This is a genomic window from Candidatus Poriferisodalis multihospitum, from assembly GCF_028283155.1.
Classification (GTDB): domain Bacteria; phylum Actinomycetota; class Acidimicrobiia; order Acidimicrobiales; family Poriferisodalaceae; genus Poriferisodalis; species Poriferisodalis multihospitum.
The window spans coordinates 26,311-38,253 of sequence record NZ_JAPYOK010000082.1; the positions used below are offsets into that span (position 1 = coordinate 26,311).

The 11,943-nt window shown below is 67.7% G+C and carries 16 protein-coding genes; 11 read left to right on the forward strand and 5 right to left on the reverse strand.

Features of this window, described 5'->3' with window-relative positions; all coding sequences use genetic code 11:
• Nucleotides 1-4: 4 nt before the first annotated feature.
• On the reverse strand, nucleotides 5-409 hold the full coding sequence (locus VI480_RS07880) for a VOC family protein (protein ID WP_323672280.1): 405 nt from the start codon (nucleotides 407-409) through the stop codon (nucleotides 5-7).
• 103 nt (nucleotides 410-512) lie between these two features.
• On the opposite strand from VI480_RS07880, the gene VI480_RS07885 reads away from it, so the two are divergent.
• Genes VI480_RS07885 through VI480_RS07895 form a run of 3 tightly spaced genes read left to right on the forward strand, consistent with a single transcriptional unit; the run spans nucleotide 513 to nucleotide 3,584 of the window.
• Nucleotides 513-1,415 (forward strand): alpha/beta hydrolase, encoded by a 903-nt coding sequence (locus VI480_RS07885; protein WP_323672281.1) that lies wholly within the window; start codon nucleotides 513-515, stop codon nucleotides 1,413-1,415.
• The gene (locus VI480_RS07890; protein WP_323672282.1) at nucleotides 1,412-1,978 is read left to right on the forward strand and encodes an NAD(P)H-dependent oxidoreductase; all 567 of its coding nucleotides are present in this window, start codon (nucleotides 1,412-1,414) and stop codon (nucleotides 1,976-1,978) included. Before VI480_RS07885 ends, VI480_RS07890 begins: the two co-directional genes overlap by 4 nt.
• A complete protein-coding gene (locus VI480_RS07895) occupies nucleotides 1,971-3,584 on the forward strand; it encodes an FAD-dependent monooxygenase (RefSeq protein WP_323672283.1) in 1,614 nt (537 codons plus the stop codon). Before VI480_RS07890 ends, VI480_RS07895 begins: the two co-directional genes overlap by 8 nt.
• 15 nt (nucleotides 3,585-3,599) lie before the next feature.
• Here VI480_RS07895 and VI480_RS07900 read toward each other — a convergent pair whose 3' ends face one another.
• Nucleotides 3,600-5,186, reverse strand: coding sequence for a DUF3179 domain-containing (seleno)protein (locus VI480_RS07900; protein WP_323672284.1), 1,587 nt, complete (start codon nucleotides 5,184-5,186; stop codon nucleotides 3,600-3,602).
• Between the two features lie 174 nt (nucleotides 5,187-5,360).
• Between VI480_RS07900 and VI480_RS07905 the strand changes: the two genes are divergently transcribed.
• Nucleotides 5,361-5,804, forward strand: a complete 444-nt coding sequence (locus VI480_RS07905) for a VOC family protein (RefSeq protein ID WP_323672285.1) — start codon at nucleotides 5,361-5,363, stop codon at nucleotides 5,802-5,804.
• Nucleotide 5,805: 1 nt separating this feature from the next.
• Entirely contained in the window at nucleotides 5,806-6,549 is a 744-nt protein-coding gene (locus VI480_RS07910) for an SDR family oxidoreductase (protein ID WP_323672286.1), read from the forward strand.
• A 72-nt stretch (nucleotides 6,550-6,621) separates the two neighbouring features.
• On the opposite strand, the gene VI480_RS07915 is transcribed toward VI480_RS07910, so the two are convergent.
• Complete coding sequence (locus VI480_RS07915; protein ID WP_323672287.1) at nucleotides 6,622-7,248, reverse strand: MSMEG_1061 family FMN-dependent PPOX-type flavoprotein; 627 nt, start codon at nucleotides 7,246-7,248, stop codon at nucleotides 6,622-6,624.
• 195 nt (nucleotides 7,249-7,443) lie between these two features.
• Here VI480_RS07915 and VI480_RS07920 point away from each other — a divergent pair, with 195 nt between their 5' ends.
• Both VI480_RS07920 and VI480_RS07925 read left to right on the forward strand, forming a co-directional pair.
• Nucleotides 7,444-7,992, forward strand: a complete 549-nt coding sequence (locus VI480_RS07920) for a DUF1697 domain-containing protein (protein WP_323672288.1) — start codon at nucleotides 7,444-7,446, stop codon at nucleotides 7,990-7,992.
• Nucleotides 7,993-8,114: 122 nt separating this feature from the next.
• A complete protein-coding gene (locus VI480_RS07925; protein ID WP_323672289.1) occupies nucleotides 8,115-8,627 on the forward strand; it encodes a hypothetical protein in 513 nt (170 codons plus the stop codon).
• Here the strand turns inward: VI480_RS07925 and VI480_RS07930 are convergent.
• Nucleotides 8,587-9,141, reverse strand: coding sequence for a hypothetical protein (locus VI480_RS07930; RefSeq protein ID WP_323672290.1), 555 nt, complete (start codon nucleotides 9,139-9,141; stop codon nucleotides 8,587-8,589). The genes VI480_RS07925 and VI480_RS07930 overlap by 41 nt on opposite strands.
• Nucleotides 9,142-9,192: 51 nt before the next feature.
• On the opposite strand from VI480_RS07930, the gene VI480_RS07935 reads away from it, so the two are divergent.
• From VI480_RS07935 to VI480_RS07945, 4 genes are all read left to right on the forward strand, one after another.
• A complete protein-coding gene (locus VI480_RS07935; protein ID WP_323672294.1) occupies nucleotides 9,193-9,867 on the forward strand; it encodes an ABC transporter ATP-binding protein in 675 nt (224 codons plus the stop codon).
• The gene (locus tag VI480_RS07940; protein ID WP_323672291.1) at nucleotides 9,860-10,588 is read left to right on the forward strand and encodes an ABC transporter permease; all 729 of its coding nucleotides are present in this window, start codon (nucleotides 9,860-9,862) and stop codon (nucleotides 10,586-10,588) included. The genes VI480_RS07935 and VI480_RS07940 overlap by 8 nt, the downstream gene beginning before the upstream one ends.
• A gap of 276 nt (nucleotides 10,589-10,864) precedes the next feature.
• Complete coding sequence (locus VI480_RS15650) at nucleotides 10,865-11,068, forward strand: type II toxin-antitoxin system HicA family toxin (RefSeq protein ID WP_416246663.1); 204 nt, start codon at nucleotides 10,865-10,867, stop codon at nucleotides 11,066-11,068.
• The gene (locus tag VI480_RS07945) at nucleotides 11,065-11,439 is read left to right on the forward strand and encodes a helix-turn-helix domain-containing protein (RefSeq protein ID WP_323672292.1); all 375 of its coding nucleotides are present in this window, start codon (nucleotides 11,065-11,067) and stop codon (nucleotides 11,437-11,439) included. The genes VI480_RS15650 and VI480_RS07945 overlap by 4 nt, the downstream gene beginning before the upstream one ends.
• A 67-nt stretch (nucleotides 11,440-11,506) precedes the next feature.
• Here VI480_RS07945 and VI480_RS07950 read toward each other — a convergent pair.
• On the reverse strand, nucleotides 11,507-11,943 hold a 437-nt coding region (locus tag VI480_RS07950), incomplete at its 5' end, for a DUF5131 family protein (protein ID WP_323672293.1).

The following is an 11,943-nucleotide window of genomic DNA, read 5'->3' on the forward strand; positions in this document are numbered from 1 at the left end:
TCAGCTAGGCAGGGTCGGGCATCTCGGCGGTGCCGTATCCCTCGTCCACTACGCCTTCGGTGAAGAATGCCTCCCACCACAGGCCGTTGGGGTCGGTCACCCACGACTTGTGCTGCAGCTGGTAGCCGCACACCAGGTCGTCTTGATCGGAACGGGCCAGGTCGGCCGCATCGATGTGGGAGCGCAGATCGGTGAGCTCGTCATGCGTGTCCACCTGGATGCCGTAGTGGGCCGAGCCTGGCTGGCCGCAGCCATGGGTGTCGAGCGAGAAGTTGACCCGGGGGTCGTCGAGCATCCACTTGGCGTAGTCGGGGCGCCGCAGCGTGGGCTCGCAGCCGAACAGCCGGGTGTAGAACTCGATGGACTCGTCAAGGTCGTCGACCTGCAATCCGACGTGCATACGCCGCATGACTCGCACGATAGAGCGCCGCATGGTTGGCACGAAAGGACAAGGCCGGACAAATCCGCGGCAGACTCATCGCCGCCAGCCTCGTCGCCACCGGGAGACCTCCATGCCCATTGCGCCCGCCAACACCCATGAAGCGACAGCGATCGAGCTCTACTACGAGACGCATGGCGATCCGGCCGATCCGGCGCTGCTGCTGGTGAACGGGTACTCGTCGCAGATCCTGGGGTGGCGGGCCGGCTTCCGAGAGCAGCTCGCCGAGCGGGGACGATTCGTCATCAGCTTCGACAACCGCGATGTCGGCCTGTCGACGCACTTGGACGGGGTCGAGGTGGACGTGGTGGCGGTCACCAAGGCCGCGCTGGCGGGCGAGCCGTTGCCGCCCGTGCCCTACACGCTGTCCGACTTCGGCAACGACGGCATGGGGCTGCTGGACCATCTGGGCATCGAGTCCGCGCACATCGCCGGGGTGTCGATGGGCGGGATGATCGTGCAGCAGATGGCGATTGATCACCCCGACCGGGTGCTGTCGATGACCTCGATCATGTCGACGACCGGTGAGCGCGGGTATTTCGATTCGGCGCCCGAGGCGCTCGAAGCGCTGACCGCCCCGCCGCCGGTGGACCGGGACGAGTTCATCGCCAACGGCGTGGCGTCGTCACAGATCTGGTCGAGCCGGCGCCACTACGACCCCGATGCGATGGCCGGGTTCCTGGCTGCTGCATTCGACCGCATGTTCTACCCCGAGGGGCTCCCCCGCCAGATGGCGGCCGTTCGAGGCTCGGCGCCCCGAGCCGAGGCCCTCGGGCGGTTGGGAGTGCCGACGCTGGTGATCCACGGGCGGGACGACACGCTGATCTTGCCGAACGGCGGCGAGCGCACTGCCGAGCTGATCCCGGGTGCGCACCTGCTGCTGCTCGGCGACATGGGCCATGACCTGCCCGAGCCGCTGTGGCCGGTCATCATCGACGCCATCATCAGCCACACTGCTCACGCGGAGACATCATGAAACTCCTGGCGTTCGCCGCCTCCAACAGCAGCCAGTCGATCAACCGGCAGCTCGTCGACTACGTCATCGGGTTGCTGCAGGGCGGCGAGATCGACGGTGTGGACCCCGATGCGCTCGAGATCAGCACGCTCGATCTGAACGACTTCGAGATGCCGATCTACAGCATCGACCGGCAGGAGGCCGGGGGCATCCCGCAGCCGGCGCACGACTTCTACAACGCGCTCGGGGCGGCCGATGCGCTGCTGATCTCGTTCGCCGAGCACAACGGCTCGTACACGGTCGCCTATAAGAACGTGTTCGACTGGGCGTCGCGGATCGACATGCGCGTGTACCACGACAAGCCGATCGTGATGCTGTCCACATCGCCGGGCGGCGGCGGGGGCGGCTTCGTGCTGCGAACGGCCAGTCACCTCGCCGGGTACTTCGGCAACGAGATTCTGGCGACCCTGTCGATTCCCCGGTTCGGCCAGAACTTCGACACCGAGGCCGGCGCAGTGAGCGATCCCGACCTCGATGCCCAGCTGCGGGAGGCCCTGGCCACGCTGACGAGCGTTTGTGACTGACGCGACCGTTCTCATCGCAGGGGCCGGGCCGGCAGGGTTGTCGATGGCGATCCTGCTCGGGCGACTCGGGCTCGACGCGATCGTTGTGGAGCGGCGCGGAGGTGTGAATCCCCATCCCCGGGCCCGGTCGGTCAACGTGCGGACCGCCGAGATCATGCGCCAGTGGGGCGTGCTGGACGAGATCGAGGCCGCGAGCCTGCCGCTGCCGTGGACCGAGCAGTTCGTGTACTGCGAGACGCTGGCCGGCACCGAGATCGGCCGGGTGACGACGGGAGTGCAACCGGTCGTGGACGGTGTGGAGCTGTCGCCGGCGCCGTGGCTGCTGACGTCGCAGGACCGGATCGAGGAAGTCCTGCTGCGCCGACTGGCGGGCATGAGGGAGGTGCAGATCTGCTGGGACACGGAGCTTGTCGAGGTCACCCAGGACAGCGACGGGGTCGCGGCGGAGGTCCGTGGCCCATCGGGAACCCGGCAGCTTCGTGCCCGGTGGCTCGTGGGCGCGGACGGGGCCGGGTCGCGGGTGCGCCAAAGCCTCGGCATCGAGATGGACGGCATCGCCAGCTTCGGGACGATGATCAACTGCCAGTTCTACGCCGACCTGGGCCCGTGGACCGATCATCGCCCGTCAGCCCTGTACTGGACGACGAAGCCGGCCCGCAACGTCTTCCAGAAGATCGACACCAATGATCGGTGGCTGTGCCAGATCAACTACGACCCGGCGACGCACCGCCCGGAGGACTTCACGACCGACGTGGCCGAACAGTGGATCCGGCGTTCGATCGGGGACGAGGCGCTTTCCGACGGACTCGACCTGCGGGTGACTGACGTCATCCCATGGGTGATGTCCTCGACGGTGGCGGAGCGGTTCCGGGACGGTCGGGTGTTCCTGATCGGCGATGCTGCGCACCAGCTGCCCCCCACCGGCGGGTTCGGCATGAACACGGCCGTTCAAGACGCCCACAACCTGGCGTGGAAGTTCGCTGCCGTGGCCGACGGCCATGCCGGCGAGCGGTTGCTGGACACCTACGAGGCCGAGCGGGCACCCATAGCCCAGTACGACGCCGATCGGTCCCGTGAGAACTCCCGAAGCGTCGGGCGGATCCGGCGGCTAGTCGAATCGGGCACGGCAACCATCGACGAGAAGCGTGTGGCCCTCGCGTCCTCCGAGCGGTACGGGAACTGGCTCGGGATGGACCTCGGGCTGCACTACGAGGACGGCTGCCTGATCGGCGACGGCACAACGCCGCCGCCGGTCGACGACCCGGTGACCGACTACGCGCCGACGGCCCGACCGGGACACCGCGCTCCCCATGTGCCGATCGACTTCGACGGGGCGACCTCAACGCTGGACCTCTTCGACACGCAGTTCGTGCTGATCTGCGGTGCCGACGTCGATCGTGGCGATGGCGTTGCGGCCCACCCGATGATTCGTGTGCTGCGGCTCGGCATCGACCTCGACGATCCCGGCGGTGACCTCGCCGCCGCGTATGGCATCGGTCAAGCGGGTGCCGTGCTGGTGCGCCCCGACGGCCATGTCGCCTGGCGCGACCCCAATCCGACGACCGCTGCCGCCGTGGCCGCTTTCGACAGCCTGCTCATGTGTTGACGGCCAATCGTCGGGCTAGGGCGTCCAGAGCAGGGTGTCGGCCATGAACTGGCTCCAGGCGAACCAGAACGACTGGTGGCCTTCGATGGGTTCACCGGCGGCGTCGACTGCACGCACCCCGCCGCCGTCGAGTTGCAGCGTGACGCCGCTGAGCTCCACCGTCCCGCCGGCTTCTAGCTCGGCCACGGCCGCGTCGACGGGGAATGCGACCGGCGTGCCGTCGTCGAGCACCACGCCGAAGACTTGGTCCTGCACGCTGAGACGCTCGTCGACGTCGCCGACCGGGAAGATCGGCCCGTTGTCGTCACGGCCGCCCAGCGGGTTGAGCGGGTAGCTGCGCCCGATCCCTCCGTCCTCGGCCACGATCGTCGTGTCGGGATGGGCCGCCTTCCACTCGCCCCAGGTCGTGGTGACCACGGTGGTCTGCGGCAGCACGACGCCCTGGCGGCGCAGCGGGCCCGAGATGGCCCTGCCCGTGAACGTGTTGAACACCGACTTGGTGACGAGGTCGTACATGACCTTGTTCGACCGAGACAGCAGGCCCGAGGTTCGCAGCACGGGCGTGGCCACGCCGTCGGGCACCTCCTCGGTCAGGTACGCCTGGGCCGAGCCGCACAGCGTGCAATACGGCATGCCGATGCGGCGCCCGCCGAGCGTGTCGTTGATCATCTCGTGGATTTCCATGATGTGGCGGGGGTAGGCGCGGGCCTCGCCGCCGAGCACGACGGCGAACACGATGCCGTCGTCGGGGTACCAGGAACCGCCCTCGACGTCGGTGACGCCGGGATTGTCGAGGGCGGGGATGCAGCCCCGGGGGCACAGTCGGGGGTCGCCGAGCTCGCGGTTGTCGATGAGCACACCTCCCCAGCTCACGATGCGCCAGTCGATGTCTGAGTCGACGTCGTCGAAGAACGGCTGCCAGCCGGGTTCGACCAGCGTGAACAGCCGCTCCTTGTACTCGGCATAGCCGTCGAAGACGGGCAAGTCCCAGGCGAGCAGGTGGTCGGTTACCGACTGCCATGGGCTGCGCAGGGCGACGGGGTCGTCGGCCAGCCTGACGCCGGTGAGCGACTGGAAGGCCGAGATGGCCCCGTCGGTGAGTTCGCCGGGAGGGATGAACCTGAGCAGGTCGGAGACGATCCACCCGAGTCGAGGGTCACCCGTCTGGCCTAGCCGGGCAATGGCGTCGCCGCTGATGCCGCCTCGCTGCAAGCCGGACCAGATCATGTTGAGGTCGTTGAGCGCGGCGCGTTGCAGCGGGCCGGTCTGCACCTCGGGCGCGGGAGGGAACGTGTAGCCGAGGAAGTTGCGCAGGTGGCCGGTTTCGCGTGGGTCCAGAACCACAGCGTTCCCGTTTTCGCTCGCGCCGGCGACCCCCGCCGACGTGTCCGCTGTCGTCTCCGGGGCGTCAGCAGTTGCATCGCCAGATGTTGCCGACGTGTCTTGCCGGCCAGCGTCCTCGCCCGACGCTGCGGCTGAGGTGTCCGCTGCGGGTCCGGTTCCCGGTGGCGGCGTGCTCGTGTCGGAAGTGGCACAGGCCGCTGCCAGCAGGGTGGTTACAAGCAACGCCGTGACGGACCGGGCGAGCATGCGGAACCGCACGCGGCCACCCTATGACGCGGCAGGGTTCACTCTGCTCTCACCACCTATGCATTGAGCAGCGTTCGAAGCGGCTCGTGCCTCATCGGTACGCTCGGTTGCGAGCAGTTGCGGGCGGCGGTTGGCGTGGTCGGCAACGTCAGCTTCAGCGGCCGATGAGCCCCGGGAGGTTGCCCGATGTTCCGACTGACATCGCTGGACCACATTGTGCTGCGGGTCATCGACGTCGAGCGGAGCATGGACTTCTACACGTCGGTGCTCGGCTGCAGCGTCGAGCACATCAACGATGAGATCGGCCTGTACCAGTTGCGGGCCGGCGATTGCATCATCGACTTGGTCGACGTGGCGGGCGTGCTGGGGAGGGAGGGCGGCCCACCGCCGGGTCCGACGGCGCACAACGTGGACCACTTCTGCGTGCGGATCGAGCCGTTCGACGAAGCCGACCTGCGTGAGCATTTTGCAGCCCACGGCGTCGAAGCTGGCCGCCTGTACAACAACTGGGGCGCCGACGGGCGCGGCCCGTCGATGTACGTGAAAGATCCCGACGGCAACACCGTCGAACTCAAGGGACCGCCGACTCAGCCTTACGACCCGGCGGTCGGCTACATCCACGCGTCGTAACGTGCTCGAGGGCAAGCGCATCGTCGTGACTGGGGCGGGCGCCGGGCTCGGTGCTGCCATTGCGGAAACGGCATGTGGCTACGGGGCCGAGGTGTTCGGCGTCGACATCGACCCGGACACCGATGTCGACGGGCACTACGACGTCGCCGACGAGGCCGATGTGGCCCGGCTGTTCGCAGCCGCCGTCGAGCAGATGGGTGGCATCGACGGACTGGTCAACAACGTCGGCATCGCTGGCCCGACAGGCCGCGTCGAAGACCTCGATCCGGCAGCGTTCGATCACTGCGTGAAGGTGAACGTGGGCAGCACGTTCCGCTGCACTGCGGCGACGGTGCCGCTGCTAGGTGCGGGCGGCTCGATTGTCAACATCGTTTCCACCGCTGGCATCTTCGGCTACCCGCTGCGGAGTCCCTACGCCGCCTCGAAGTGGGCCGTGGTGGGCCTCACCAAGACGTGGGCTATGGAACTCGGCGAGCGCGGCATTCGAGTCAACGCGATCTGCCCCGGCACTGTCGAGGGCCCGCGCATGGACGGTGTGATCGAGCGTGAGGCAGTTGCCACCGGCACCACGGCCGAAGAGATCAAGGCCGGCTACACCGCACAAGTGTCGATGCACACGCTCGTCGCCGGCAACGACATCGGCGAGGCCTGTTGCTGGCTGCTCTCGGACGCCGCTCGCTACGTATCGGGCCAAGTCCTCAGCGTGGACGGCAATACCGAAACCCTTCGGACCGTTACGCCCTGACGAACCCGGCCGACAATCCGATCGCCCTGCCAGGAATCGATGAGCGCATGGGGGAAGCAGTGGCTCCGGTGGTCAGCCTGCGTCGGACCACAGCGTGGCTTCGTAGCCCGCTTCGAGGTCTTGGTCGATGGCGCTTGGTTCAGCCTGCAGCTCATGCTGGGAGGCAAGGATCTCGCCCGCCGTGGGCACCTCGCTATCCGGCCACGTCGACGTGTCCCAGAGGTTGGCGCGTATCAGCGCCTTCCCGCAGTGGAGAAAGCACTCGTCGACATCGACGACCACGGCCGTTTTGGGCACCCGATCCCCCACCGCTGTCGCCGCACAGACGTCGGGATCGGTCGTGAGCGAAGCAGCGCCGTTCACCCGCACAGTGTGATCGCTGCCGGGTACGAAGAAGATCAAGCCGACCTGGGGGTTGTCCAGGAAGTTGGTGTACGAGTCGAGCCGGTTGTTGCCGGCGAGATCGCCGAAGGCCAAGCGTGTGCCGTCATCGAGCACCCGGGCGAATCCCGGAGGCCCGCCACGGGGCGAAGCGTCGGTGCCGTCCGGGCCATGGGTCGCCAGCACGCACAGTGGCGACAACGCCAGGAACCGGGCCGATTCGGCATCGATGGCCGGCACGTTCTTGTTGGCCACCAGCCTGGACGGCTGGCGGTAGATCTGACGCAGCGCCGAGGTGTCGCTGACTCGTCCGTTCATCGCCCGTCCCTTTCGCCGGCCGCAGTCTTGCCGCTCAGAGGTCACTTTGGTGGGCCTTCGATCCTTCGGCGCTCCGCAGCTCAGCAGTTCTGCCGGACGTGGTCTCTGAGTAGAAGGAGGGTGTGACATGTGTTCATGGCACCGACTGCCGCCGTCGCCCTACCGTTCGCTCATGACCGGAGTGACCCGCCAGCCATGACCGCCCGCTGCGTCGTCCTGCCCCGGGGCATCAACGTGGGCGGGCACAACCGGGTCCCCATGGCCGAGCTGCGACCCAAGCTGGCCGAGGCCGGCTACGCCGATCCCGTCACGATCCTGCAGAGCGGCAACATCATCGTCACCGCCGAGATCGCCCCCGACCAGCCCAATGCCGACTCCGTGGCCGCCGCTGTCCGGCAACTCCTCGCCGACGAATTCGACGTCCACGTGCCCTGCGCCGCCCGCACGGCCGCCGAGATCGAAGCCATCCTCGACCGCAACCCACTCGGCCACATCGCCGACGACGGGTCTCGCTACCTCGTCAACTTCCTGTCGGAAGAGCCGAGTCCCGACGCTATCCGTGAGCTCGCCGACGCCGACCACAGCCCCGAAGTCCTCCACATCGAGGGCACAGAGGCATACGTCTGGGCACCCGATGGCATCAAGGCGCTGCGTCTGTCGTACTCGCACCTCGAGCGACATCTCGACGTCACCGCCACAGCCCGCAACTGGAACACGCTCGAACGCATCGCAGCCAAGCTCTAGCCGTCCCGCCCGGCCTCGCGCCAACCGCCGTCATCGGCGGCCCGGCGCGCCTCCACACTCATCTGGCCACCTCTACGAAATCAATGGAACCGATAGCCCGCACCGTCGCTACGGTCGGCAGGATGCGAGGCCGGGACGCCATCACCTACCTCATCGAGGCGAAACGCCTCGAGCAGATTGCGGTCGAAGGCCGCCAGAAGGCGGGTGACGAGGTGCTCGGTCAAGCCGAACGGCGGCTCGGCACTGCGAACGCCGGGATCGACGTCGGCGACATCGCCGGCGCATTCACAGTTGCGTACGACGCGTACCGGATGGCAGCCGAGTCGCTCCTGCTGCGTCAGTCTCTGAGGCCGACGTCCGGGGAAGGCTCCCATGTCACTGTCGAAGATGCAGTCTCGGCCCAGTTCGCGGACTCCATCCCCGAATTCGCGAAGCCGACATTCGAGAGATTCCGCCGGAAACGTCACTCTGCGCAGTACTACGACGCAGACACGCCACCGCTGACGAGCGAGGACGCGATGTGGGCGATCTCCCTGGCCAGAGCGGCAGTGGACGGCTCTCGCCGAATCGCCGAAACGGTTGCCTTGAAGCCGTTCAGCCCTGACCAAGGTCGATCTGCACGAGCGGCCGGCTGACGACGGTTGCGTGAAAGCTGCCGGTGCCGTCGTCGATCCAGCCGGCCGGGCGCACCGCGTCCTGGACGGGGCGGCCGAGTCGCTCCTCGGCTGCGGAGAGCGCTGCGTAGAGCCGGTCGCGGTCTGGTGAGCCCAGCACGAGAACGTCGATATCGGCAACGGGTCGGGTGCCCCCATCCTCAGACCAGCGGGCTGCCCACGATCCGTAGACGTACGCAGCATCGATGCCGTCGACATCCGCCAGCACCTCCGCAAGCACGTGCGGGGGGCCGAACGCCCTCACCAGCACGTCGGCAAGGCCCCGGTAGTAGGGGCTGTCGGTATTCGCTCGCACAAGGCGGACGTTGCCGATCTTGCGGCTTGTGACGATGCCGGCAGCCTGCGCCCGCTCGATTTCTCTGTGCACAGAGCTGATCGGCAGCCCCAGCATCGCGGCGATGTCGGTGACGCTGGCTTCGAGTTCGGGGTCGCCGAGCAGCCGGGCCAGAATCTCGCCCTGCTGACGTGACCGCAACAGCGGCAACAATTTCGGCGTCGCCGATTTAACGCGCCGCCGGTGAGCGCCATGGTCGGGTACGCCGCCCAGCGGACGGCGCTGTACCTGTCGCTGCGGGTGTCGGACAACCTCTCCTACTTCGGCGGCCTCTACGGCCTGCGGGGCGGCTCGCTCACCAAGGCAACTGAGAAGATCGTCGACCTCTTCGACCTCGGCCCGTTGACCGAACGCAGGGTGAAGGACCTCAGCGTGGGGCAGCAGAAGCTGGTGCACCTGGCGACCGCCGTCATCCACGAGCCCCGGCTGCTGCTGGTGGATGAGCCGACGGCCGGTCTCGACGTCTCGGCCCGCCAGCGGGTGATCGACGGCATCCGCCGGCTGGCGGCCCAGGGCACCGCGGTCATCTTCAGCACCCACTACCTCGAGGAAGCCGACGAGGCGTGCGACTCGCTGGTGATCATCGACCGCGGCCGCCGGGTCGCGGCCGGGCCGCTCGCCGACCTGCTCGCAGCCGTCGCCGACCCCGCCACGGTCATCACGCTCGGCAGCGGCGAGACCGTGTCGTTCGACGACCGTGACCTGCTGGCGGCGATCAATTCCGTCGACCAAGACCAGATTGCCGAAGTGGTGGTGGAGCGGCCCTCGGTCCGCCGCCTGTACGAGCGGGTGATCGGCGCGGACGACGGCAACAGCGCCGCCGCCAGCACCGCCGACGTCACCCCCGGAAGCACCGCCGATGTCTAGAACCCTCCTCGTCACCCGCAACGAGCTGCGCCTGCTGCGCCGCGACCCCTTCCCCCTGTTCGTGCTGGTCGGCATGCCGGGGGTGCTGCTGTTCTTCGTGTTCGACGCGCTCATCGGCGGTCCGGAGCACTCGGTGCCCGCCCTGGCCTCGCTGTTCGCGCTGCTGGGCACCGGATCGATGGGGTTCTCGTTCTTCCGCGAGCACGGATGGGGCACCTGGGACCGGCTGCGCATCGCCCCGATCCGCACGATCGAGATCGTCACCGGCAAGGCCATCCCGATGCTCGCCGTGACCGCCGCCCAGCAGCTCCTGCTGGTGGCCGTCGGCATCGCCACCTTCGGCCTCGAGGTGCCCGGCGGCGCAGCGCAGCTCGTCATCACAGCGCTGGCCTGCGCGGCCACCTACGTCACCCTCGCGATCGCAATGACCTCGCTGTGCCGCACCATGTCGCAGCTCAATGCCGCCTCGATGCTCGGCACCATGGCCGTCGCAGGCGCCGGTGGCGCCATCGCCCAGATCACCACGCTGCCGGACTGGGTGCAGGCCATCGCCCCCGCCAGCCCCGTGTACTGGGCAATCGACGCCTACCGCAGCGTGCTCGCCGGCGAGCAGGGCTTCAACCGTGCCATCGCAATGCTGCTCGGCTTCACGGCGCTGTTCATCGCCATCACCCTGTGGCAGTTCCGAGCCGACAAGCCCAAAGATTGGCTCGGCGAGTAATCGACTCCGAACGTCACGCCCCGCGCTGAGGTGAGACTGACGAGTCGCAAGACCGCAGCTCTGCGAGCGCTCGCCGCTTGGCCTCGTCGATTCGCCCAGCGCTCTCGGAGTCGCGCCGTGCCTCGTCCCGCAATTCGCTGAACTTCCCGGTACTCGGCATCAGCAGCATCCTCCTGTTTGCTGCGCTCGTTGGACACCACCACTGCCCAATCCAGTGCCCCGGACGCACGCCCAGCATGGTCGGCAGCAAGCTAGTCTGTCTAGTGTGGTTGACACGTGACAGGCGACGAACTGTTGCGCATGACGCGTCGACTTGGATGCGAGGTGTTGCGGCAGCGAGGCTCACACGTGCGGCTGCGCTGCGGTGAATGCTCGACAACTGTGCCGGTGCACGCAGGCCGCGACATTCCAATCGGAACTCTGCGTGCTATCGAGCGCCAGCTTGAACCATGTCTCGGGAAGGGATGGCTGAGGCGATGACTACCTACTCAGTGACCTACCGGCGAGATCCCGGCGACGACGCCTGGCTCGTCGAGATCGACGGTATGGACGACGTCCACACGTTCGGTCGGAACCTCGACGAAGCGGCGACGAATGCCCGCGAGGCCATCGCTGTCACCGCCGATGTCCCCGAGTCTGCCGTCGAACTCGAGGAGCGCATCGATGTTGCCGACGTCGATGTTGCCGAGCTCTCACGCCTGCGTGACCAGGCACTGGAGGCCCACGAGATCTACCTGGCTCGCCAACGCGCCGCTGCGCTTCGCCTCACCGAGGCCGGCGTCTCGCGCCGTGATGCGGCCCGTCTCCTGGGCGTGTCCCACCAACGGGTCCAGCAACTCGTCGCCGGCTAGGCACGTCGCGTCGAAGTCCATACGAGCTCGCTTTGACTAGGGCTCCCTGGCGCTCGAGGCCTAGACGCTAAACCGTCGCTGCCGGCAGCTCGTCCCACACCTCGCCCTCGAGCTCCCGGCCGCCGGCCTTGGGCGTCCTGCCTCCCCACTGCTTGAAGAAGAACGCCACGCCGGCCGCCGTGCACCTGTCACGCAGCTCGGTGACCCACTCCAGCTCCATGGGCCGGGCGCCGGCACCGGACTCGCCGCCGGCAATCACCCAATCGATGCCCGCAAGATCGAGCTCGCCGAGCGGGCCGAGCAACGGCTCGGCGCTCACGAACCTCACCGCTGCGGGCACCTTGCGCAGGTGATCCATGCGGAAGGCGTACCGGCGAGTCTCCACGCTCACGCCCATCCACAGGTTCGACGGCCAGTCGAGCTCGCCTGCGATCCGGCTCAGCCGCTGCGCTCGCTTGGTGAGCACCTGGTAGGTGTGCTGGGGCGTCTGGCGGATCACCTCGA

Bases quoted from the DNA above. Each gene is read 5' to 3' on its own strand.
- VI480_RS07885 (WP_323672281.1), top strand. From the start codon at position 513: ATGCCCATTGCGCCCGCCAACACCCATGAAGCGACAGCGATCGAGCTC.
- VI480_RS07920 (WP_323672288.1), top strand. From the start codon at position 7,444: ATGACCGCCCGCTGCGTCGTCCTGCCCCGGGGCATCAACGTGGGCGGG.
- VI480_RS07890 (WP_323672282.1), top strand. From the start codon at position 1,412: ATGAAACTCCTGGCGTTCGCCGCCTCCAACAGCAGCCAGTCGATCAAC.
- VI480_RS07925 (WP_323672289.1), top strand. From the start codon at position 8,115: ATGCGAGGCCGGGACGCCATCACCTACCTCATCGAGGCGAAACGCCTC.
- VI480_RS07905 (WP_323672285.1), top strand. From the start codon at position 5,361: ATGTTCCGACTGACATCGCTGGACCACATTGTGCTGCGGGTCATCGAC.
- VI480_RS07915 (WP_323672287.1), bottom strand. From the start codon at position 7,248: ATGAACGGACGAGTCAGCGACACCTCGGCGCTGCGTCAGATCTACCGC.
- VI480_RS07880 (WP_323672280.1), bottom strand. From the start codon at position 409: ATGCGGCGTATGCACGTCGGATTGCAGGTCGACGACCTTGACGAGTCC.
- VI480_RS07945 (WP_323672292.1), top strand. From the start codon at position 11,065: ATGACTACCTACTCAGTGACCTACCGGCGAGATCCCGGCGACGACGCC.
- VI480_RS07935 (WP_323672294.1), top strand. From the start codon at position 9,193: ATGGTCGGGTACGCCGCCCAGCGGACGGCGCTGTACCTGTCGCTGCGG.
- VI480_RS07940 (WP_323672291.1), top strand. From the start codon at position 9,860: ATGTCTAGAACCCTCCTCGTCACCCGCAACGAGCTGCGCCTGCTGCGC.